General features: G+C 64.2%; 18 protein-coding genes. 5 read left to right on the forward strand and 13 right to left on the reverse strand.

The features are described from left to right. The first annotated feature begins 2 nt into the window (after window positions 1–2). Both ACZ899_RS18985 and ACZ899_RS18990 read left to right on the forward strand, forming a co-directional pair. Complete coding sequence (locus tag ACZ899_RS18985) at window positions 3–941, forward strand: MlaD family protein (protein WP_028688659.1); 939 nt, start codon at window positions 3–5, stop codon at window positions 939–941. Next, window positions 938–1552 (forward strand): ABC-type transport auxiliary lipoprotein family protein, encoded by a 615-nt coding sequence (locus tag ACZ899_RS18990; RefSeq protein WP_234562778.1) that lies wholly within the window; start codon window positions 938–940, stop codon window positions 1550–1552. The genes ACZ899_RS18985 and ACZ899_RS18990 overlap by 4 nt, the downstream gene beginning before the upstream one ends. Here ACZ899_RS18990 and ACZ899_RS18995 read toward each other — a convergent pair. The 6 genes from ACZ899_RS18995 to ACZ899_RS19020 all read right to left on the reverse strand — a co-directional run bounded on the left by ACZ899_RS18995 (window position 1534) and on the right by ACZ899_RS19020 (window position 7059). Then, window positions 1534–2763, reverse strand: coding sequence for a nucleoside recognition domain-containing protein (locus ACZ899_RS18995; protein WP_203649090.1), 1230 nt, complete (start codon window positions 2761–2763; stop codon window positions 1534–1536). The genes ACZ899_RS18990 and ACZ899_RS18995 overlap by 19 nt on opposite strands. Window positions 2764–3028: 265 nt before the next feature. Beyond that, on the reverse strand, window positions 3029–4363 hold the full coding sequence (gene gltP, locus ACZ899_RS19000; RefSeq protein ID WP_050703212.1) for a glutamate/aspartate:proton symporter GltP: 1335 nt from the start codon (window positions 4361–4363) through the stop codon (window positions 3029–3031). Window positions 4364–5101: 738 nt separating this feature from the next. Further along, window positions 5102–5572, reverse strand: coding sequence for an inhibitor of vertebrate lysozyme family protein (locus ACZ899_RS19005; protein ID WP_234562777.1), 471 nt, complete (start codon window positions 5570–5572; stop codon window positions 5102–5104). A 5-nt stretch (window positions 5573–5577) separates the two neighbouring features. After that, window positions 5578–5739, reverse strand: a complete 162-nt coding sequence (locus ACZ899_RS19010; protein ID WP_008092060.1) for a DUF1328 domain-containing protein — start codon at window positions 5737–5739, stop codon at window positions 5578–5580. A gap of 39 nt (window positions 5740–5778) precedes the next feature. Then, window positions 5779–6063 (reverse strand): hypothetical protein, encoded by a 285-nt coding sequence (locus ACZ899_RS19015; RefSeq protein WP_234562776.1) that lies wholly within the window; start codon window positions 6061–6063, stop codon window positions 5779–5781. A 174-nt stretch (window positions 6064–6237) separates the two neighbouring features. After that, window positions 6238–7059 carry a BON domain-containing protein gene (locus ACZ899_RS19020; protein ID WP_234562775.1) on the reverse strand — a complete coding sequence of 274 codons (822 nt, stop codon included), beginning with the start codon at window positions 7057–7059 and terminating at the stop codon, window positions 6238–6240. A gap of 210 nt (window positions 7060–7269) precedes the next feature. Here ACZ899_RS19020 and algB point away from each other — a divergent pair, with 210 nt between their 5' ends. Next, window positions 7270–8616: a sigma-54-dependent transcriptional regulator gene (gene algB, locus ACZ899_RS19025; RefSeq protein ID WP_203649096.1), complete on the forward strand. Its 1347-nt coding sequence runs from the start codon at window positions 7270–7272 to the stop codon at window positions 8614–8616. Further along, window positions 8613–10391: a KinB sensor domain-containing domain gene (locus tag ACZ899_RS19030; protein ID WP_234562774.1), complete on the forward strand. Its 1779-nt coding sequence runs from the start codon at window positions 8613–8615 to the stop codon at window positions 10389–10391. Before algB ends, ACZ899_RS19030 begins: the two co-directional genes overlap by 4 nt. Before the next feature lie 228 nt (window positions 10392–10619). On the opposite strand, the gene ACZ899_RS19035 is transcribed toward ACZ899_RS19030, so the two are convergent. From ACZ899_RS19035 to ACZ899_RS19065, 7 genes are all read right to left on the reverse strand, one after another. Further along, window positions 10620–12239 carry an EAL domain-containing protein gene (locus ACZ899_RS19035; protein WP_232855477.1) on the reverse strand — a complete coding sequence of 540 codons (1620 nt, stop codon included), beginning with the start codon at window positions 12237–12239 and terminating at the stop codon, window positions 10620–10622. Window positions 12240–12484: 245 nt separating this feature from the next. Further along, window positions 12485–13261 (reverse strand): N-acetylmuramoyl-L-alanine amidase, encoded by a 777-nt coding sequence (locus ACZ899_RS19040; protein ID WP_050703206.1) that lies wholly within the window; start codon window positions 13259–13261, stop codon window positions 12485–12487. Between the two features lie 80 nt (window positions 13262–13341). Continuing rightward, complete coding sequence (locus tag ACZ899_RS19045) at window positions 13342–15366, reverse strand: GGDEF domain-containing protein (protein WP_234562773.1); 2025 nt, start codon at window positions 15364–15366, stop codon at window positions 13342–13344. A gap of 96 nt (window positions 15367–15462) precedes the next feature. After that, a complete protein-coding gene (locus ACZ899_RS19050) occupies window positions 15463–16314 on the reverse strand; it encodes an endonuclease/exonuclease/phosphatase family protein (RefSeq protein ID WP_234562772.1) in 852 nt (283 codons plus the stop codon). Window positions 16315–16326: 12 nt separating this feature from the next. Then, window positions 16327–16962 carry a thiol:disulfide interchange protein DsbA gene (dsbA, locus tag ACZ899_RS19055; protein WP_023629400.1) on the reverse strand — a complete coding sequence of 212 codons (636 nt, stop codon included), beginning with the start codon at window positions 16960–16962 and terminating at the stop codon, window positions 16327–16329. 238 nt (window positions 16963–17200) lie between these two features. Further along, window positions 17201–17818, reverse strand: coding sequence for a c-type cytochrome (locus ACZ899_RS19060; RefSeq protein WP_186712198.1), 618 nt, complete (start codon window positions 17816–17818; stop codon window positions 17201–17203). Window positions 17819–17849: 31 nt separating this feature from the next. Next, entirely contained in the window at window positions 17850–18152 is a 303-nt protein-coding gene (locus ACZ899_RS19065; protein WP_050703202.1) for a c-type cytochrome, read from the reverse strand. Between the two features lie 208 nt (window positions 18153–18360). On the opposite strand from ACZ899_RS19065, the gene yihA reads away from it, so the two are divergent. Then, entirely contained in the window at window positions 18361–18993 is a 633-nt protein-coding gene (gene yihA, locus ACZ899_RS19070; RefSeq protein WP_234562771.1) for a ribosome biogenesis GTP-binding protein YihA/YsxC, read from the forward strand. Window positions 18994–19334: the final 341 nt, after the last annotated feature.

Here is a 19334-nt window from a genome sequence, read left to right on the forward strand (position 1 = left end):
CGATGGAAACCCGAGCTCATCATGTCCTGATCGGCCTGGTCACCGTGCTGGTGGTGGCCGGCGCCATGCTGTTCGGCCTGTGGCTGACCAAGTCCAGCGTCGACGACGCCTTCAAGGACTACGAAGTGGTGTTCAATGAGGCGGTCTCCGGCCTGTCCCGTGGCAGCCCGGTGCAGTACAACGGCATCAAGGTCGGTGACGTCAGCAGCCTGCGCCTGGACCCGAACGACCCGCGCCGGGTGCTGGCCCGAGTGCGCCTGAGCGGCGACACGCCGGTCAAGGAAGACACCCAGGCCAAGCTGACCTTGGCCGGGGTGACCGGCAACTCATTCATCCAGCTCAGCGGCGGCACCCCGCAGAGCCCCGAGCTCAAGGGCAAGGGCGGCAAGCTGCCGGTGATCGTCGCCTCGCCGTCGCCGATCTCGCGCCTGCTCAATGACAGCAGCGACCTGGTGACCAACATCAACCTGCTGCTGCACAACGCCAACCTGATGTTCTCCGAAAGCAACATCGAGCGCCTGAGCAACACCCTGGCCAACCTGGAGCAGACCACCGGCGCCTTCGCCAGCCAGAAAGGCGGCATCGCCGATGCCATCGAGCAACTGGCCCAGGTCGGCAAGCAGGCCAACGCCACCCTGGCCGAGACCCAGGCGCTGATGCGCAACGCCAACGGCCTGCTCGGCACCCAGGGCAAGCAGGCCATCGGCAGTGCCGAGCAGGCCATGCAGTCGCTGGCCGAAAGCACCGCCACCATCAACAGCCTGCTGCAGGACAACCGCCAGTCCCTGGACGACGGTGCCCAGGGCCTGAACCAGATCGCCCCGGCGATCCGCGAACTGCGTGAGACCCTCAACTCGCTCAAGGGCATCTCCCGGCGCCTGGAAGCCGACCCCAGCGGCTACCTGCTGGGCCGCGACAACAACAAGGAGTTCCAGCCATGATCCCGTCGCTGCGCCTGGCCTTCGCCGCCGCCACGCTGAGCCTGGTTTCGGCCTGTTCGATCCTGCCGCAGAGCGAGCCTGTGGATATCTATCGCCTGCCGGTGAACCAGTCGGCCCGCGCCGCCGCGTCGCTGGACTGGTCGCTGCGCCTGAACAAGCCGCTGGCCAGCGAAGCCCTGGCCGGGCCGCGCATCGCGGTGATCCCCCAGGGTGACGTGATCAGCAGCTACAAGGGCGCACGCTGGAGCGACCCGACGCCGATGCTGGTGCGCAACCGCCTGCTCGACGGTTTCCAGCGCGATGGCCGGGTGCAGCGCCTGAGCGCCGATGACAGCAACCTGCAGGCCGACTACGAGCTGGGCGGCGAGCTACAGGCCTTCCAGAGCGAATACCGCCCGGGCGGTGCGGTGGAGGTGGTGATCCGCTACGACGCGCGGCTGGTGCAGGGCCGCAGCCAGCGCATCCTCGCGAGTAAACGCTTCGAGGTGCGCCAGGCGCTGGGTGAACAGCAGGTGCCAGCGGTGGTCGCCGGCTTCGGCGCGGCCAGCGACCAACTGGCGCGCCAGGTGATCGACTGGACCGTCAGCCAGGCTCAGGCGAAGAACCAGTAGCAGACGAAGATCGCCGCGATCACCCCGGCCAGCTCGGCCAGCAGGGCGCAGCCGACGGCGTGGCGCACGCGCTGGATGCCGACCGCGCCGAAGTACACCGCCAGCACGTAGAAGGTGGTCTCGGTGCTGCCCTGGACGGTCGCCGCCACCAGCGCCGGGAAGCTGTCCACGCCCTGGGTCTGCATGGTTTCGATCAGCATGGCCCGCGCCGCGCTGCCGGAGAACGGCTTGACCAGCGCGGTGGGCAGGCCCTCGACGAAGCGGGTGTCCAGGCCCATCCAGGTCACCGCGTGACGGATGCCGTCCAGGGCCAGCTCCAGGGCGCCCGAGGCACGCAGCACGCCGACCGCCACCAGCATCGCCACCAGGTAGGGCAACAGGCTCTTGGCCACGTCGAAGCCCTCCTTGGCGCCCTCGACAAAGGCCTCGTACACCTGAACCCGCCTTAATGCGCCGATCACCAGGAACAGCATGATCACACCGAACAACGTCAGGTTGCCGAGGATCGACGACAGGCTGGCCAACGCGGCTGCCGACAGCGTGCCGAGGAAGGCCATGAAACCACCCAGCAACAGGGCGCCGGGGATCAGGTAGGCGAGCACCACCGGGTCCCACAGGCGCAGGCGCTGCATCACCGCCACCGACAGCAGGCCGACCAGGGTCGAGCAGCTGGTGGCCAGCAGGATCGGCAGGAACACCATGGTCGGATCGGGCGCGCCTTGCTGGGCGCGGTACATGAAGATGGTCACCGGCAGCAGGGTCAGCGACGAGGCGTTGAGCACCAGGAACAGGATCTGCGCATTGCTTGCCGTGGTGCTGCTGGGGTTGAGCTCCTGCAGCGAGCGCATGGCCTTCAGGCCGATGGGCGTGGCGGCGTTGTCCAGGCCCAGGCCGTTGGCGGCGAAGTTCATGGTGATCAGGCCCAGGGCAGGGTGGCCGGGCGGCACTTCCGGCATCAACCGGGCGAACAGCGGGCCGAGGACCTTGGCCAGCCATTCGACGATGCCGGCCTTCTCGGCGATCTTGAGGAAGCCCAGCCACAGGGTCAGGGTGCCGAACAGCAGGACCATGACCTCCACCGACAGCTTGGCCATGGCAAAGATGCTCTCGACCATCGCGGCGAAGATGCCAGCGTTGCCGCCCACCAGCCATTGGGCCAGGGCGGAGATGGCCGCCACCAGGAAAAAACCGAGCCAGAGGCCGTTGAGCATCCGTGTGTTCCCCCGTGAAAAATGCCCGAATGATAGCGCATGCCGGTGCTTGGCTGGAGGCCGTGTACCTGTAGGAGCGGCCTTGCGTCGCGATGGGGCGCGTAGCGGCCCCAGGATCTCAGCGCCAAGGCAGAAATAGCTGGGGCCGCTCTGCGGCCCTTTCCGACCGGTCCGACGCCTCGGCAAGGCCGCTCCTACAGGGGGAGTGATCGCCTATAAAACAAAAAGCCCCGACAAGTCGGGGCTCTTCGCTCAGCTCAGCGGCTTACTGGTTGACGGTCTTGCCCGCCACCACAGCCTCTTTCTTGCCTTTTTCCAGCACCAGCGACTGGTAGTACGCCGCGCCTTTCTCGGCGTCGTACATGCCCTGCCACTTGGCGATGACCACCGCAGCCAGGGCGTTGCCCACCACGTTCAGCGCGGTACGGGCCATGTCCATGATGCGGTCGACACCGGCGATGAAGGCCAGGCCTTCCAGCGGAATACCCACGCTGCCCAGGGTGGCCAGCAGTACCACGAAGGACACGCCCGGCACGCCGGCGATACCCTTGGAGGTGACCATCAGGGTCAGCACCAGCAGCAGCTGCTGGCTCCAGGACAGGTCGATGCCGTACAGCTGGGCGATGAAGATCGCCGCAATGCTCTGGTACAGGGTCGAGCCGTCGAGGTTGAACGAGTAGCCGGTCGGTACCACGAACGAGCAGATCGACTTCGGCGCGCCGTACTTCTCCATCTTCTCGATCACGCGCGGCAGCACGGTCTCGGAGCTGGAGGTGGAGTAGGCGAGGATCAGCTCGTCCTTCATGATGCGCATGATCTTGATGATCGAGAAGCCGAACACGCGCGCCACCAGGCCCAGCACCATGAAGGCGAAGAAGGCGATGGCGAAGTACACCAGCAGCACCAGCTTGGCCAGTGGCAGCAGGGAGGCAAAGCCGAAGTTGGCGACGGTGGCTGCGATCAGGGCGAACACGCCGATCGGGGCGTAGTTCATGATCATGTGGGTGACCTTGAACATGGTCTCCGACACGCCCTGGAAGGTACGTACCAGCGGCTCGCGCAGGTCGGCGTTGAGGCTCGACAGGCCCATGCCGAACATCACTGAGAAGAAGATGATCGGCAGCATCTCGCCACGCATCAGCGCCGCGAAGATGTTCGACGGGATCAGGTTGAGCAGGGTCTCGATGAACGCGTGCTCATGCTGCACCTCGGCCGCGGTGGCCTGGTACTTGGAGATGTCGACGGTGCCCAGGGTGCTCATGTCGATGCCGGCGCCCGGGTGGAACACGTTGGCCAGGACCAGGCCGACGACGATGGCGATGGTGGTCACCACCTCGAAGTAGATGATGGTCTTCAGGCCGATGCTGCCCAGTTTCTTCGCGTCGCCAACCCCGGCGATGCCCACGATCAGCGACGAAATCACGATCGGGACGACGATCATCTTGATCAGGCGAATGAAGATGTCGCCGGCCGGCTGGAGGACGTTGCTGATCCACCATGCCTTTTCTGCACTGAAATGATTCAGTAGCGCGCCGACTGCAACGCCCAGCAACAGACCAATCACGATCTGCCAGGCGAGGCTCAGTTTTGCCTTCTTCATGTCATTACCCTTTGTTGTAGTGGTCACGGGCACCGGCCGAAAAGGCGCATGCCAGAGCGGCTGAAAGCCATTCCGGTAGCGCCGGGTCGGTCCGGCGTCCCACTGTAAGGACACCGCGAGCGAACATTGCTGGCGCTCGGGCCGAGGAAAAAGGCGGCAACTATTGCGACGTGGGGAGGGGCAGTCTAATGCCGGAAACGACTACCCTATGCCGAATCGGCATGAGACCGGAGGCCAAAATCGGGCATCGCCAAGCCCTTGATTTTCAACGTTCGGATTTCCGAACAAGACCAAAGCGCCATTTTTAGGCCGATTTGGCAGTAGGACAGAAAGGTGTGAAGTGGCGTGTTCGACAATCCGAATGGCTGAAATGCCACACGAGCTGACCTGTCGGACAACTGAAAATATTTCGATATACGGTAGCGACAAAATGTGTCTGAAGTAAAAAGTCGCTCGTATTAAAGGAAGGAGTCCTACAGGCGCTTCGGAAGCCAGATCGGTCACGTCGTCCTGTTCGGACCCAACCGACCTGCAACTTCCGATGCCACCCTCTCCTGACCCGGCCCATGACGGAGGCACTCCCTGTACCCCTAGGCCACTGCGACCCTGAAACAGTCAGAGCGGCCCGGCCCCTTGGTCATGCGCCACCCCTCCTCGGGGCGGCGCATCATAGAAGCCTGAAAGATAAAAAGGTTCAGCTTCTATCTAGTGACACTATTTACAGTGCGCGACCGCTGGTCAGTACCAGTTCGGGTCACGCTTGAGCTGCTCCTGCAGCAAGGCCTTCATGCCCTCGTCCGGCTTGCCCAGCCAGCGGTAGACGGCATGGCGGGTGGGCGACTTGTCGGCGGGCAGGCCTTCGGGCACTTCCACGAGCATGCCGTAGGCTTCCTCCTTGTCCCAGCTGAAGGCCACGATCAGGCGCTTGTAGGTGCAGTTGCCTTCGGACTCGCACAACGGCCCGACCAGGTACTGGTCGCCGTCCTCGGTCACCGCCGACATCTGCTGCGCCGAACTGCCGCTCAGGTTGATCACCCACTCGGGCAGACGCTCCTCGTTCTTGAGGGTCTTCTGCCAGGTTTTTTGGTATTCGGGGTCCGAGCCGAGCAACTGGTTGGCCCGGACCTGGCCGTCATTGGCCGCCAGCGCCGTCGCGCCACTGCCCAGCAGCAGCGCGACGACCAGGGCCTTGGGGAGCATCCTGCTCATGGTCATCAACCTCTGCCGCGGCCGAAGAAGAAGGAGGCGACGAACAGCACCAGGAAGACAATGAACAGGATCTTCGCGATACCGGTCGCGGCGCCAGCGATGCCGCCAAAGCCCAGGACTGCGGCGATGATGGCGATGATCAGGAAGGTGATTGCCCAACTAAGCATGATGTTTCTCCTTTTCTTGTGCGAAATCGGTCGATGGCGTCAGAACACCCAACGCTCCTCGGGCTGGACGCGCTCGAGCACGGCAGGCGCGGTGTCGGCACTGGGCAGCGGCTCGGCGGCCTTGACCAGGGTGGTGGCATGGGTTGCCCGCATTTGCGTCAACAGCGCGGTCTGCACCGCCACCTGCTCGGCCAGCCGGGCGGTCTGCCAGCTGTGGTAGAAGAGGCCCGCCGCCAGGGTGAGCAGCAGGGCCATGCCGAGGAACAACAGCTGGTACAGGGGGACTACAGCGCTCTGCGTACGATTGTCTTGGGGGCGATTCATGCCGGCTCCTCCTGCTGTGCTTGTTATCCATTCTGCAAAGGTCATTGCAGCCTGCATGCCAGCCTTAACAAGACAAAAATATCTTTTTAAATCATATAGTTATCTAATTACACGATATTAATTAGGAACGTATCCTGCACGATGCCCCGAAAACGGGTCGTGCGATTTGCACGATCAACCCTCTACCTTGGTCGCGACCTTCAGCAGATCGCCATCCACCCCCCGCACACCAACGATCTGCCTCGCGACCTCCACGGCTATGGTCTTCTGCTCGCTGCTGACCACTTCACCCGATAGCCTGACTATTCCTTTGTCGCTGGACACCTTGATATTCAAACCGTCGAGGTTTCGGCTGAAGCGGTAGCTGGCCTGGATCTTGTCGACGATCCAACTGTCGCCAGGCTGCGGGCCGTCTGGGGCATCAACAGGTTTCTCCCTTGCCTTGGCCAGGGCCGTGCTGTCCAGGCTGACCAGATTGTTGACCATGTGCACACCATCGGTCGTTCGCGCGAGCACTCCAGCGAGGTCCTTGGCCTCAGGGCTGTCGACCTTGCCTCGCAAGGTCACGACACCCTCGCGGCTTTCCACCTCGATTGCAGCTTTTTCCGTTACACGACTCCACAGCAACCGTGCGCGAACCACAGCTGCCAAGGTGACATCCTCCAGGCGCTGCGCATAGGCGCGTAGCTCCAGCGGCCTGTCCACCAACCCAGGCTCCACTTGCAGCTGATTGTCTACCTGCTCGATCCCGCGCGTGGCCAGCGCTAGCTGTTCGGCCAAGGATCGCTCGACCGAATTCTCCACCTCACCCGACAGCCGCGCGCGCTGGCCATCAACCACTACTTTTATAGGGAAGGCGTTGAGCATGGGGTTGAGGGACAGGGCCGTCTGCAGGGCGCCTTCAAGGCGCGCATCCTGTACCGGGTCGGCCAGGGCCGGGGCGATCATCGCCAGTGCACAGGCCGCCAGCACGGCCGCTCGAGGGTATATCGACATCACGAAACCTCCTTTCGCATACCTCAACCGGGGACTCCCGCAACCCTCATGCCAGCCAGTTGCCAACAATCAACTTCAGATTTTTCAGTCACTTAGCCATCATGAAGGCGTACGGCTAGCATGCATGGAGCGGAATCAATCAGAATCGACCATGCAACTTGCCCGATTTTTCCGACACTAATTGAGATCAATCCCAAAGGAGCGCAGGAAATGGAATCAGCCCAGGACAACCAAGGCCGCATTCTGCTGGTGGATGACGAGTCCGCCATCCTGCGTACCTTCCGCTATTGCCTCGAGGACGAGGGCTACAGCGTGGCGACCGCCAACAGCGCCTCCCAGGCTGAGACCCTGTTGCAGCGCCAGGTGTTCGACCTGTGCTTCCTTGACCTGCGCCTGGGCGAGGACAATGGCCTGGACGTGCTGGCGCAGATGCGCATCCAGGCACCGTGGATGCGGGTGGTGATCGTCACCGCCCACTCGGCCATCGACACCGCGGTGGATGCCATCCAGGCCGGCGCCGCCGACTACCTGGTCAAGCCCTGCAGCCCCGACCAGCTGCGCCTGGCCACCGCCAAGCAGCTGGAGGTGCGGCAGCTGTCGGCGCGCCTGGAAGCCCTGGAAGGCGAGGTACGCAAACCCAAGGACGGCCTGGACTCCCATAGCCCGGCGATGATGGCGGTGCTGGAAACCGCGCGCCAGGTGGCGACCACCGACGCCAACATCCTCATCCTCGGCGAGTCGGGCACCGGCAAGGGCGAGCTGGCCCGTGCCATCCATGGCTGGAGCAAGCGGGCGCGCAAGGCCTGCGTGACCATCAACTGCCCCTCGCTGAATGCCGAGCTGATGGAGAGCGAGCTGTTCGGCCACACCCGTGGTGCCTTCACCGGTGCCAGCGAGAGCACCCTGGGGCGGGTCAGCCAGGCCGATGGTGGCACGCTGTTTCTCGACGAAATCGGCGATTTTCCCCTCACGCTGCAACCGAAACTGCTGCGTTTCATCCAGGACAAGGAATACGAGCGGGTCGGCGATCCGGTCACCCGTCGGGCGGACGTGCGGATCCTCGCGGCCACCAACCTCAATCTCGACGAGATGGTCCGCGAGAACCGCTTCCGTGAAGACCTGCTGTACCGGTTGAACGTCATCACCCTGCACCTGCCGCCGCTGCGCGAGCGCAGCGAGGACATCCTGACCCTGGCCGACCGTTTCCTGGCCCGCTTCGTCAAGGAATACTCGCGCCCGGCCCGCGGCTTCAGCGACGAAGCCCGGGCCGCGCTGCTCAACTACCGCTGGCCGGGCAATATTCGCGAACTGCGCAACGTGATCGAACGGGCCAGCATCATCTGCCCACAGGAATGGGTGGAGATCAGCCACCTGGGCATGGCCGAGCAGTCCGTCAGCAACGCACCCAGGGTCGGCGCGGCGCTGAGCCTGGATGAACTGGAACGCGCCCATATCGGCGCGGTGCTGGCCACCAGCGACACCCTCGACCAGGCGGCCAAGACCCTCGGCATCGACGCCTCCACCCTGTACCGCAAGCGCAAGCAGTACAACCTATGAAATGGCCGATGAAGCTGCGCACGCGGCTGTTCCTCAGCATTTCGGCGCTGGTCACGGTAGCCCTGCTGGGGCTGATGCTGGGGCTGTTCAGCGTGCTGCAGATGGCAGCCCTGCAGCAGCGCGTGGTGCAGGACACCACCCACACCCTGGAGCTGGGCCTGAAGCTGCGGCAAAACCTGGGTGAGCAGTTGAACCTGATCCTCGACGAGGACACCGCCCCGGCCAGCCTGGTGACCTTGCAGGACCAATTCCAGGCCCTGCTCAAGCAGGGGCTGGAGCAGGGCGGCGAGCGCACGGGTTTCAGCAAGGCCGCCAGCAACTACCAGGCGTTCGTCCAGGCCTACCGGCAGAGCCCCACACCCGCCCGCAGCATGGGCGTGGACCAACCCCTCGGCGCCGCCTTCAACCAGGTCCGTAGCGACCTGTTGGACTCTCACCGCCAGGCCCTGGAGCACATCGCCCGCAGCGAGGAGAAATCACGCGACCGCGCCCTGCTGATCAGCGGCTTGCTGGGGCTGATGGGCCTCACCGTGCTGGTGCTCGGTTTCATTACCGCGCACAACATCGCCCGCCGCTTCGGCCAGCCGATCGAGGCGCTGGCCAAGGCCGCCGACCAGGTCGGCCAGGGCAATTTCGACGTCACCCTGCCGGTGACCCAGGCCACCGAGCTCAACCAGCTGACCCGCCGCTTCGGCCTGATGGCCGATGCCCTGCGCAAGCACCAGGCCACCAACATCGACGAACTGCAGGCCGGCCAGCAGCGCCTGCAGGCAGTGCTCGACAGCATCGACGACGGCCTGCTGATCATCGATCGCCAGGGCCGCCTGGAACACCTCAACCCGGTGGCCCAGCGCCAGCTCGGCTGGGACCCGAGCCGGCTCGGCGCAAGCCTGGCCGAGGCCCTGCAGCGCCCGGAGCTGGAGAAGCAGCTACGCCAGGTGCTGCGCGGCGGCAGCCTGGACCGCCCGCCGGACGACCTGAGCCTGGAGGTGGATGAGGAAACCCGCCTGCTGACCTACAGCCTGACCCCGGTCAGCCACCCCGAGGGACCGATCCTCGGCGCGGTGATGGTGCTGCACGATGTCACCGAACAGCGTGCCTTCGAGCGGGTACGCAGCGAGTTCGTGCTGCGCGCCTCCCACGAACTGCGCACGCCGGTCACCGGCATGCACATGGCGTTCGGCCTGCTGCGCGAGCGGGTCAGTTTCCCGCCCGAGGCGCGGGAAAACGACCTGCTCGAGACCATCGCCGAGGAGATGCAGCGCCTCACCCAACTGATCAACGACCTGCTCAACTTCTCCCGCTATCAAAGCGGCCTGCAGAAGCTGGAGCTGGCCCCCTGTGCCCTCGACGAACTGTTCGAGCGCGCCCAGGCACGCTTTGCCGAACAGGCCTCGGGCAAGCAGATCGAGCTGGTACGCGAGCTGGAACCGCCGCTGCCGCGTATCCAGGCCGACGTCGCGCAACTCGACCGGGTGCTCGACAACCTGCTGCACAACGCCATCCGCCACACCGGCAGCGGCGGGCGCATCCGCCTGCACGCAAGGCGCCATGCAGAGCGGGTGATCATCAGCGTCGAGGACAATGGCGAAGGTATCGCCTACGGCCAGCAAGGGCGAATCTTCGAGCCGTTCGTGCAGGTCGGGCGCAAAAAGGGCGGGGCCGGCCTGGGCCTGGCGCTGTGCAAGGAGATCGTCCAGCTGCATGGCGGGCGGATGGGGGTGTTCTCACGGCCAGGGCAGGGCACGCAGTTCTATATGGCCTTACCGGTCTGACAGACATTTTCGGTGGGAGCGGGTTTATCGGACCGCCGCACCGCCGCGAACACCGGCGAAGCCGGTGCCAGGCACCGCGCTGGATTCTTCGCGGGTAAACCCGCTCCCACAGGTATCGCGCCAGATTCTAAAAGTTGAGCAAGACATTTGCTCCAACAGGGGCAAGCTAAATCACTGAGCTGTGTGTTGGGCTTGCGCAGCGATGAGGCTGGCGCAGGCAGTCCAGCCTCAAGGCTCATCATCGATCCGCCGCCCCGCCACCCGCCGCCCCCGGGTAATCAGCTCGGCAAACTGGCGCGCGTTCAGCGGATGGGCGAACAACCAGCCCTGGCCATAGTTGACCCCCTCGCTGTTGAGCAGCACCGCCTGGTCCTCGGACTCGATGCCCTCGGCGATCACCCGCAGGTGCAGGTCGTGGGCCATGCGGATGATGTGCGGCGCCACGCCGCTGCTGGCGGCGTCATGGCCGAGGGCGTCGATGAACGACTTGTCGATCTTCAGGCAGTCCACGGGCAATGTCTGCAAGTAGGCCAGGCTGCAATAGCCGGTGCCGAAGTCATCGATCAACACCTGGTGCCCCACGTCGCGCAGGGCCTGCAGGTTGTCCCGCGCCACCACCACGTCGATCAGCCCGCGTTCGGTCACCTCGAAGGCAATCTGCCGGGGCGCCACCCGATGATGGGCCAACAGCCGCGCCGCCACCCGGCCGATACGCGGCGCCATGACATCGCAGGCCGCCAGGTTAACCGAGATGTACAGCTGGCGGTTGGCCCGCAACAACTGCCCCAGTTGCTCGAGCACCCGCTGCAGGACGAAATCGGTTATCTGGCGAATCTGCCCGGTGTTCTCCGCCAGGGGAATGAACAGCTCCGGGCTGGTCAGGCTGCCGTCCGGGCGGCGCCAGCGCACCAGCGCCTCGGCCCCGACGCAGCGGCGGCTGTCCAGCTCGAAGATCGGCTGGTACAGCACCTGCAGTTCGCCCCGGCGCAAGGCCTGCTGCAGCTCCGAGCTCATCGAGCGGCGCTGCAGGATCAGTTGCAGCACCAGCCAGCCGATGCACGCCGCCAGCACCAGGCTGCCGGGGAACAGCAACCAGAGCAGGCCGTTGAGCTTCAGGGGCAGGCTGGCACGAGGGGCGATCAGCACCAGCTGGTAGTCCGGCGACTTGGTGGACATGCGATAGACCAGACGGTCGGGCAGTTCGATCAGCGACTTGCCCTGCGGCGGCGGCCAATCGGCGATCGGTGGCCAGGGTTGCGCCGGCCCCAGCACCGGAATGGCCCGCGTGCCCCGGTCCAGCACCACCAGCAGGCTGCCGCCCGGGGGCAGGTCGACCACGTCGGTGAGATGGCCACGGGAGGTCGACACCACGAAGCGGCCCCGGCCCAGCATCAGCGCCGCGAGGTTCTCGTTGGGCTCGGTGGTGGTGTTGAGCCAGTAGCTGTAGGTCGGGCCCTGGATATCAGGGCTGCGCAAAGGTTCGATAGTCCGCTGGCCGCCGCGGTTCGAACAGGCCAGCGAGCCTTCCACATAGGACGCCTCGTAGATGAACCGCGACTTCAGCGCCACCTGCTGCAGTTGCGCCAGCATCTGCGGGTCACAGCCACGCAGGGGTTGCGCCTGAAGCTGGTCCACGCCCTCGCGCAACTGACCGAACACCTGCTCCAGGCGCTCCAGGAAACGCTCACCCTGGGCGTTCATCTGCGCGCTTTCACTCTGCTTCATCTGCTGCAAGGCGACGTTGACGCTGATCGCCAGCAACAGCACGGCACTGGCCAACGCCGCGAGCGCGGCCAACAGCCAGGGTCGGTGGAAAAATTGACGCACCGAAGCGAGGAGGTCAAACATGCGTGGCATCCAGTTGAATACCAAAGGTATAGCAACTGAATCGGAGCTTGGCGCGGCCGCTGGGCGAGTGGAGGGACCCTGTCGAAGATCGCCCAGCGATTTATGTTGCGCTGTTACACAGGAAGAAAAGGTGCAGGCACTACCAGCGTGGGAGCGGGCTTGCCCCGCGATCACCGGCGAAGCCGGTGCCATGCATCGCATCGCGGGGCAAGCCCGCTCCCACGCTGAACGTTCAAAAAATCGTATTAGCGTTTGCGGTTGAGCACCTGCAACATCGCCGCAGTCTGCGCATCCGGCACACCGTCGAAGCGCTGCGGGCGGAAGCGCATCTGGAAGGCGGCGATCACATGCCGGGTGGAAACATCCAGCTCGCCAGTCTGGTCGATGGCGTAGCCGAAGCGCGCCAGCTGCTGCTGGTACCAGGTGACGCTCGGTGGATTGACCTCGAAATAGGCCTGCTGCCGCGCCACCGAAGCGGCGTCCGGCCAGATGCCCAGCCCAGCGTCGGCCAGGCGCTTCCAGGGGAACAGCGGGCCGGGATCGAGCTTGCGCAACGGCGCGATGTCGCTGTGGCCGATGATGTGGCGCGGATCGATGTTGTTGCGCTTGACGATATCCTTGAGCAGCGCGATCAGCGCCTGCACCTGCGCTTCGCTGTACGGATGCCAGACCCGCCCGGTCGGCGTGTCGGTATACCCCTCGTTGACGATCTCGATGCCAATGGAGCTGGAATTGAGCCAGGTGCGACCCTGCCACTGGCTGTCCCCGGCGTGCCAGGCGCGGCGGTTCTCGTCCACCAGCTGATACACCGTGGCCGGGCCGTCACCGATCAGGTAGTGGCTGCTGACTTCGCCATGGGTCAACAGGGCGAGGGAACGCTCCAGCGAGGCATTGGTGTAATGCAGCACGACAAACTGGATACGGCTGTCCTGGTTGGCCGAGGGGTGGCTGCGGTCGATGCGCAGGCCACTGGAACAACCTGCCAGGGCCAGCAGGAGCAGGGCGGTGAAGAGTCTTTTCATTGCAAGGGGCACGTGATGGAGTCAGCGGCGACAATGCTACAGTATAACGTGCCCGACACGTTTGCTCACCCTGATCCCGTCTAACCCTGCTCCACCCGATTGCGCCCCTGCTCCTTGGCCCGATACAACGCCTCGTCAGCGCGCTTGAGCACCTGGTCGCCACGCTCGCCGGAGCGGAAGGCACTGATGCCGATGGAGGTGGTGATGACCACCCGCTCGCCCTTGAAGTGGAACGGGCAGGCCTCGATGGCCGCCCGCAGCGCTTCGGCCACCTGCGCCGCAGCCGGCGGTGAAGTCTGCGGCAACAGCAGGACGAACTCCTCGCCGCCGAAGCGGGCGATGAAGTCGCGCCCGCGCAGGCGCTTGCGCAACTGCTCGGCAACGATCTTCAGCACCTTGTCGCCCGCCAGGTGACCATAGCCGTCGTTGATGCGCTTGAAATGGTCGAGGTCGAGGATGGCCATGGCCAGGTGACCGCCGTTCTCCTGCCAGTCGAGTACCTCGCGTTCGACCTGTTCACTCCAGGCTGCACGGTTGGGCAGGCCGGTAAGCGGATCAATCATGGCTTTCTGGCGCTGCTCCTCCAGGTGCTCGCGGTAACCGAGGGCCTCCTGCTCCATGCTCGCCACGCGTTCGGCCAGGCCTTGCAGGCGGCTGGCCAGCTCGTGCTCGCGGCGGTCGCGCTCATGCTGGTGATCGTCCATGGTCACCAGCAGGCCCTCGAGACGGTTCTCCAGGATGTGCTTGAGGCTGTCGACATCGACGGCGCCCTGCACGCTGCTTTGCAGGCCATCGACCTGCTCGCGCAACTGGCTGTCCAGCTCGCGGGCGGCGGAGCTGTTGTCGGCATGGCCGGCGCTGGCTTCGTGCAGATGGCTCTGGAAGGTCTCCAGGCGCTCGTTGAGCTGTTGCAGGTAGGCTTCGAACTCATGCTGGCCACTGTCGGTGATCGCCAGCATGAGCACGGCCAGGTCATCCAGGACCGGAATCAGCTCGTACCAGTTCAGCCCCCGTGAAACCCGCTCGCGCATCTCCTGGGCCTGGGCCTTGTGGCGCTCCGGCAGGCTGAGGTCATCGAGCAGGCCGATCAGGGTCTGCTCGATATGGGCGGCGACCTGGCTGTACGGTGGCTCGACCGCGTCGGGGAGAGCATAAGGGCCGTCTTCGCCGATAACCTCATCTGCCGCAGGTTCCAGCTCATCCGATACGGGTTGCACGTCCTCGACAAGCGCCACGGGCTCAGCAACCGCTACGTCAACGGGCTCCACCTCGGCTTGAGGTTCGGCTTTCGATTCGACAACGGGCACTGGCGTGGTTTCAACCAACGCTGGACCGGGCAGTTCAATTTCCGGCTCGGGTTCCGGTTCGGGCAATTCGGCAGGCGCGGTGTGCTCCTGCTCAGGCTCAGGCGTGACAGGCGGCACAGGTGGCACAGGTGGCACAGGTGGCACAGGTGCCAGAGCATGCAGTTCATCGGCATCCCTGGCCTGCGCCTCAGGCGCGATGACGGGAGACTCCTGCGCCGCAGGCACAGGTATTTCGACGGCCACAGGCGCAGGCACCAGCTCGCCCGGGGCCTCGTCACGGCCACCGAACAGGCGTTGCAGGAAACCCGGGCGGGCTTCGTCCTCGGGCTTTTGCACCGCGCTCAGGGCGCGCCCCTGCAAGCCGCTGAGCTCACCCAGCAAGGGCGGCAGTTCGCGGGACTGGCTGACCCCACCGTCGAGCTTCTTCGCCAGTTTTTTCAGCGGCCGCGACACCTCGCCCGGCAGCGGCAGGGTCTGCAGCTGGGTAACCAGTGCAGTCAGCGCCTCGCTGACCTGGTTCATGCGGGTCTCACGGCGCTGCTCGGAGTCGAGCACGGCTTTTTCCAGGCGTGGAATCAGCCCGGCGAGGCCGGCATCCATGTTGTCGCTGCGGATGACCTCGCGCATTTCCTTCATGCACTGGTCAACGGTCTTGTCGCTACCTTCAGCCGCCAGGGTGCTGCGCACCAGGCCACGACGCAGCAGGTCGAGACGGGCTTCCCAGCGCCGCTCGAGCTTTTCCTGCTGCTCGATGCTCTTGAGGTATTTTTCTTTCCAGCGCTCGGCTTCTTCGGTCATGCCTGGATCCGCAACGGGTAGTGGCATCTAGTCCTGCAATCACTGGATTTCGGCGGAAAAGCCCAACACTTGAGTGCTGGATTCGCCCAGGCAGGACTAACTCAGGACCGGCAGCGTATCCACAGTCAGGGCATCAGGCAATCGGATCTCGACGGCAACCGGGAGGTGGTCGGAAATGGGCTGCGCCAACACCTCGACTCGCTCGAGTGTCAGGCTCGGGCTGAGCAGGATATGGTCCAGGCAACGCTGGGGGCGCCAACTGGGGAAGGTGGCCTCGACCTGGGGCGCGATCAGGCCCAGGTCACGCAGTGGTGAGTGCTCGATCAGGTCGTTGGCATGGGTGTTCATGTCACCCATGAGGATCTGGTGGCGATAGCCACCAATCAGCTCGCGGATGTAGGCCAGCTGACGGGCGCGGGTCTTGGCGCCAAGGGCCAGGTGCATCATCACCACGATCAGCGCATCCTCGCCCTCGCCGAAGCGCACCAGTATCGCCCCGCGGCCGGACGGGCCGGGCAAGGGGTGGTCTTCCAGGTGCTGGGGCTTGAGGCGGCTGAGCACGCCGTTGCTGTGCTGGGCGAAACGCCCGAGGTTGCGGTTGAGCTGCTGGTACCAGTAGGGGAAGGCGCCCAACTGGGCAAGGTGCTCGACCTGGTTGACAAAGCCGGAGCGCAGGCTGCCGCCGTCGGCTTCCTGCAGGGCCACCAGGTCGAAGTCGCCGAGCAGGTCGCCGATCTTCTGCAGGTTGCCGGCGCGCCCGTTGTGCGGCAGCAGGTGCTGCCAGCTGCGGGTGACATAGTGCCGATAACGCTCGGTGCTGATGCCGACCTGGATATTGAAGCTGAGCAGCCGCAGGCGACCATCCTCCGGCAGGCCAGAGGCCCGCAGGTGATGCTCGTTGACCTGCGGCTGGGGCAGGCCGATGCCTCGCGTGGCACGCAAGCGCATGGCAATCGCCGCTTACTTAGCGGCGCGCTCCTTGGCGATCAGCTGGTCGGCAACGTTCAGCACGCCTTCTGGACCACCGGCAGTGCCCAGGTCGAAGCGGTACTTGCCGTTGACGACCATGCTCGGCACGCCGGTGATTTCGTACTTCTTGGCCAGCTCCTTGGCCTGGTTGACCTGGCCCTTGATGGCAAAGGAGTTGAAGGTGGCCAGGAACTTGTCCTTGTCCACGCCCTGGGTGGCCAGGAAGTCGGCCATGTCGTTCGGGTCGGTCAGGCGCTTGCGCTGATTCTGGATGGCGTCGAATACCGCGGCGTGAACCTTGTGCTCCACGCCCATGGCTTCGAGGGTCAGGAACATCTGGCCATGGGCATCCCATGGGCCGCCGAACATGGCCGGGATGCGTTTGAAGTTGACGTCCTTCGGAAGTTTTTCAGCCCAGGGGTTGATGACCGGTTCGAAGTGGTAGCAGTGCGGGCAGCCGTACCAGAACAGCTCGACGACTTCGATCTTGCCAGGCACCGACACCTGAACGGGGTTGCTCAGCTCGATATATTCCTTGCCGGCGGTGGCAGGCTCCGCGGCCTGCACGGCGGCCATACCGAATACGCTGGCGGCGACCAGCGCGGCGCTGAGAATCAGTTTACGCATGCTTTACTCCTGAGCAGTCTTTGGTCGCCTCGACGCGACCTGTGTAGGACAGGCCGGGAAGGGCTTGAGTTCTGTAGTGTACGGCCATGGGCAGAAAAAAGGGCAGCCTGGGCTGCCCTTTTCATCTTTAGCGCTGATGCATTAACCGAGTGTTAACGCGGGTTAATGCGATGATCACGCGGCCCAGATCGCGGGGCAAGCCCGCTCCCACACAATCCTCAATCCCAGGGCAACTGGATCAGTGCAAGCCCTGAATGTAGCTGGACAGCGCTTCGATGTCCTTGTTGCTCAGCTTGCCGGCGATGGTGCGCATGGTCATGGCGTCGCCGTCGTTGGTGCGGTTGCCTTCGCGGAAGTCGGTCAGCTGCTTGCCGACGTACTGCGCGTGCTGGCCGCTCAGGTGCGGGAATTTCGCCAGGGCGATGCCCGCGCCGTTAGGCGAGTGACAACCGGTGCAGGCAGGCATGCCTTTCTCGAGGTTGCCGCCATTGAACAGGGCACGGCCGCGCTCGACCAGTTTCGGGTCGGCGGCGCCCACGCTGCCTTTCTGGCTGGCGAAGTAGGCGGCGATATCGGCCAGGTCCTGGTCGTTGAAGTTGGCCAGCATGCCGGTCATCTCCAGCACGGTACGCTTGCCGTCCTTGATGTCATGCAGCTGCTTGTTCAGGTAGGGCTCACCTTGGCCGGCGAGTTTCGGGAAGTTCGGTGCCAGGCTGTTGCCGTCAGGGTTGTGGCAGGCCCCACAGACAGCTGTTTTGGCCTGACCGGCAGCAGCATCGCCTTTGATGGGTCCCGCAGCAGTTGCCGCACCTGCGACCCCCATGGTCAACAGCAGACTCACGAATAGTTTGTTCATCAGCTAATCCAACACGGCTAAGGGTGAAATGTTATGTATCGGGACTGCCGCTCATCCAAAGGATGACCAAACGGTAGTCCTCGGCACTGCAGTCCATGCACAATCCACGCGGCGGCATAGCCTTGAAACCCTGTGTAACATGCACCACCAGTTGCTCCATGCCTCGCGCCAGCCTTGGCTCCCAGGCCGCCCGGTCACCGCTTTTGGGTGCCTGGGGCAGTTGTCCGGCGTGACAGGCCGCGCACGTGCGGTTGTACAACGCCTCGGGATCCTGTGTAGCCTGTGCGCTGAAAAACGGCAGGAACATACCGACAGCAAGCAGCCATTTCGCCATGCGAAACGACCTGACAGGGTTGGGGGCCGCGCTGCGTTCTGTTGCGCGAGCTATTGTTCGACACCCCATGCTCAATTGCCTTCGCTGGGCGAATGAGCACACAAAAACTGGGGCATTATATACTTCCGCCAGCCAAACGGAAACGACACCGCTTGCCAGGCCTGGTCCTACGCCTCCAGCGCTGGGCAACACCCACATCGGAAATCCCATGCAAGTCAAGAACCCCATCCTCGGCCTCTGCCAGAAAGCCAAATTCGCCCTCAGCGCCGCCAAGGTCGAACAATGCCCCGAAGACCAGGGTTACGAGGTGGCTTTCGCCGGCCGTTCCAACGCCGGTAAATCCAGCGCCCTCAACACCCTGACCCACGCCAGCCTGGCGCGCACCTCGAAGACCCCCGGGCGCACCCAGCTGCTGAATTTCTTCAGTCTGGACGATGAACGGCGTTTGGTCGACCTGCCGGGCTACGGTTATGCAAAAGTGCCGATTCCGCTCAAGCAGCACTGGCAGAAACACCTGGAAGCCTACCTGGGCAGCCGCGAGTGCCTGCGCGGGGTGATCCTGATGATGGACACCCGCCACCCGATGACCGACTTCGACAAGATGATGCTCGACTGGGCCAAGGCCAGCGGCATGCCCATGCACATCCTGCTGACCAAGGCCGACAAGCTCACCCACGGCGCCGGCAAGAACACCCTGCTCAAGGTGCAGGCGGAAATCCGCAAGGGCTGGGGCGATACGGCGACCATCCAGCTGTTCTCGGCGCCCAAGCGCCTGGGGCTGGAGGAGGCCTACGGGGTGCTGGCGGACTGGATGGAGCTGGAAGACAAGCCGGTGGCTTGAAGGCTGGTACAACTTCTGAGGGAGCGGGTTTACCCGCGAATGCGATGCTGGGTTCACCGCCGCATTCGCGGGTAAACCCGCTCCCACAGGGTCTGCATCCAGCCAAAACGCCGAATTCCGGGCAAAAAAAACCCCGGACTTCGTATGGGGAGGGGGAAGTTCGGGGTCCAAGTCCGGACCGCTAGGGCGGGGTCCAGATATCTGCCAACACTTAACACAACATAGGAGCATCGAAAGGCTTCACCAGCCATTCAGTACCTCTGAGTGGCGGTTCACCGGTTTAGTTCCAAGCCCCTCGAAACTATTTGCGATAGTTTCATGAAACTCCCGATCTAAGGCCC

It is taken from the genome of Pseudomonas sp. TE31087, assembly GCF_057284075.1.

Coding starts and splice junctions, on each gene's coding strand:
- ACZ899_RS18985 (WP_028688659.1), top strand. CDS start 3: ATGGAAACCCGAGCTCATCATGTCCTGATCGGCCTGGTCACCGTGCTG.
- ACZ899_RS18990 (WP_234562778.1), top strand. CDS start 938: ATGATCCCGTCGCTGCGCCTGGCCTTCGCCGCCGCCACGCTGAGCCTG.
- ACZ899_RS18995 (WP_203649090.1), bottom strand. CDS start 2,763: ATGCTCAACGGCCTCTGGCTCGGTTTTTTCCTGGTGGCGGCCATCTCC.
- gltP (WP_050703212.1), bottom strand. CDS start 4,363: ATGAAGAAGGCAAAACTGAGCCTCGCCTGGCAGATCGTGATTGGTCTG.
- ACZ899_RS19005 (WP_234562777.1), bottom strand. CDS start 5,572: ATGAGCAGGATGCTCCCCAAGGCCCTGGTCGTCGCGCTGCTGCTGGGC.
- ACZ899_RS19010 (WP_008092060.1), bottom strand. CDS start 5,739: ATGCTTAGTTGGGCAATCACCTTCCTGATCATCGCCATCATCGCCGCA.
- ACZ899_RS19015 (WP_234562776.1), bottom strand. CDS start 6,063: ATGAATCGCCCCCAAGACAATCGTACGCAGAGCGCTGTAGTCCCCCTG.
- ACZ899_RS19020 (WP_234562775.1), bottom strand. CDS start 7,059: ATGTCGATATACCCTCGAGCGGCCGTGCTGGCGGCCTGTGCACTGGCG.
- algB (WP_203649096.1), top strand. CDS start 7,270: ATGGAATCAGCCCAGGACAACCAAGGCCGCATTCTGCTGGTGGATGAC.
- ACZ899_RS19030 (WP_234562774.1), top strand. CDS start 8,613: ATGAAATGGCCGATGAAGCTGCGCACGCGGCTGTTCCTCAGCATTTCG.
- ACZ899_RS19035 (WP_232855477.1), bottom strand. CDS start 12,239: ATGTTTGACCTCCTCGCTTCGGTGCGTCAATTTTTCCACCGACCCTGG.
- ACZ899_RS19040 (WP_050703206.1), bottom strand. CDS start 13,261: ATGAAAAGACTCTTCACCGCCCTGCTCCTGCTGGCCCTGGCAGGTTGT.
- ACZ899_RS19045 (WP_234562773.1), bottom strand. CDS start 15,366: ATGACCGAAGAAGCCGAGCGCTGGAAAGAAAAATACCTCAAGAGCATC.
- ACZ899_RS19050 (WP_234562772.1), bottom strand. CDS start 16,314: ATGCGCTTGCGTGCCACGCGAGGCATCGGCCTGCCCCAGCCGCAGGTC.
- dsbA (WP_023629400.1), bottom strand. CDS start 16,962: ATGCGTAAACTGATTCTCAGCGCCGCGCTGGTCGCCGCCAGCGTATTC.
- ACZ899_RS19060 (WP_186712198.1), bottom strand. CDS start 17,818: ATGAACAAACTATTCGTGAGTCTGCTGTTGACCATGGGGGTCGCAGGT.
- ACZ899_RS19065 (WP_050703202.1), bottom strand. CDS start 18,152: ATGGCGAAATGGCTGCTTGCTGTCGGTATGTTCCTGCCGTTTTTCAGC.
- yihA (WP_234562771.1), top strand. CDS start 18,361: ATGCAAGTCAAGAACCCCATCCTCGGCCTCTGCCAGAAAGCCAAATTC.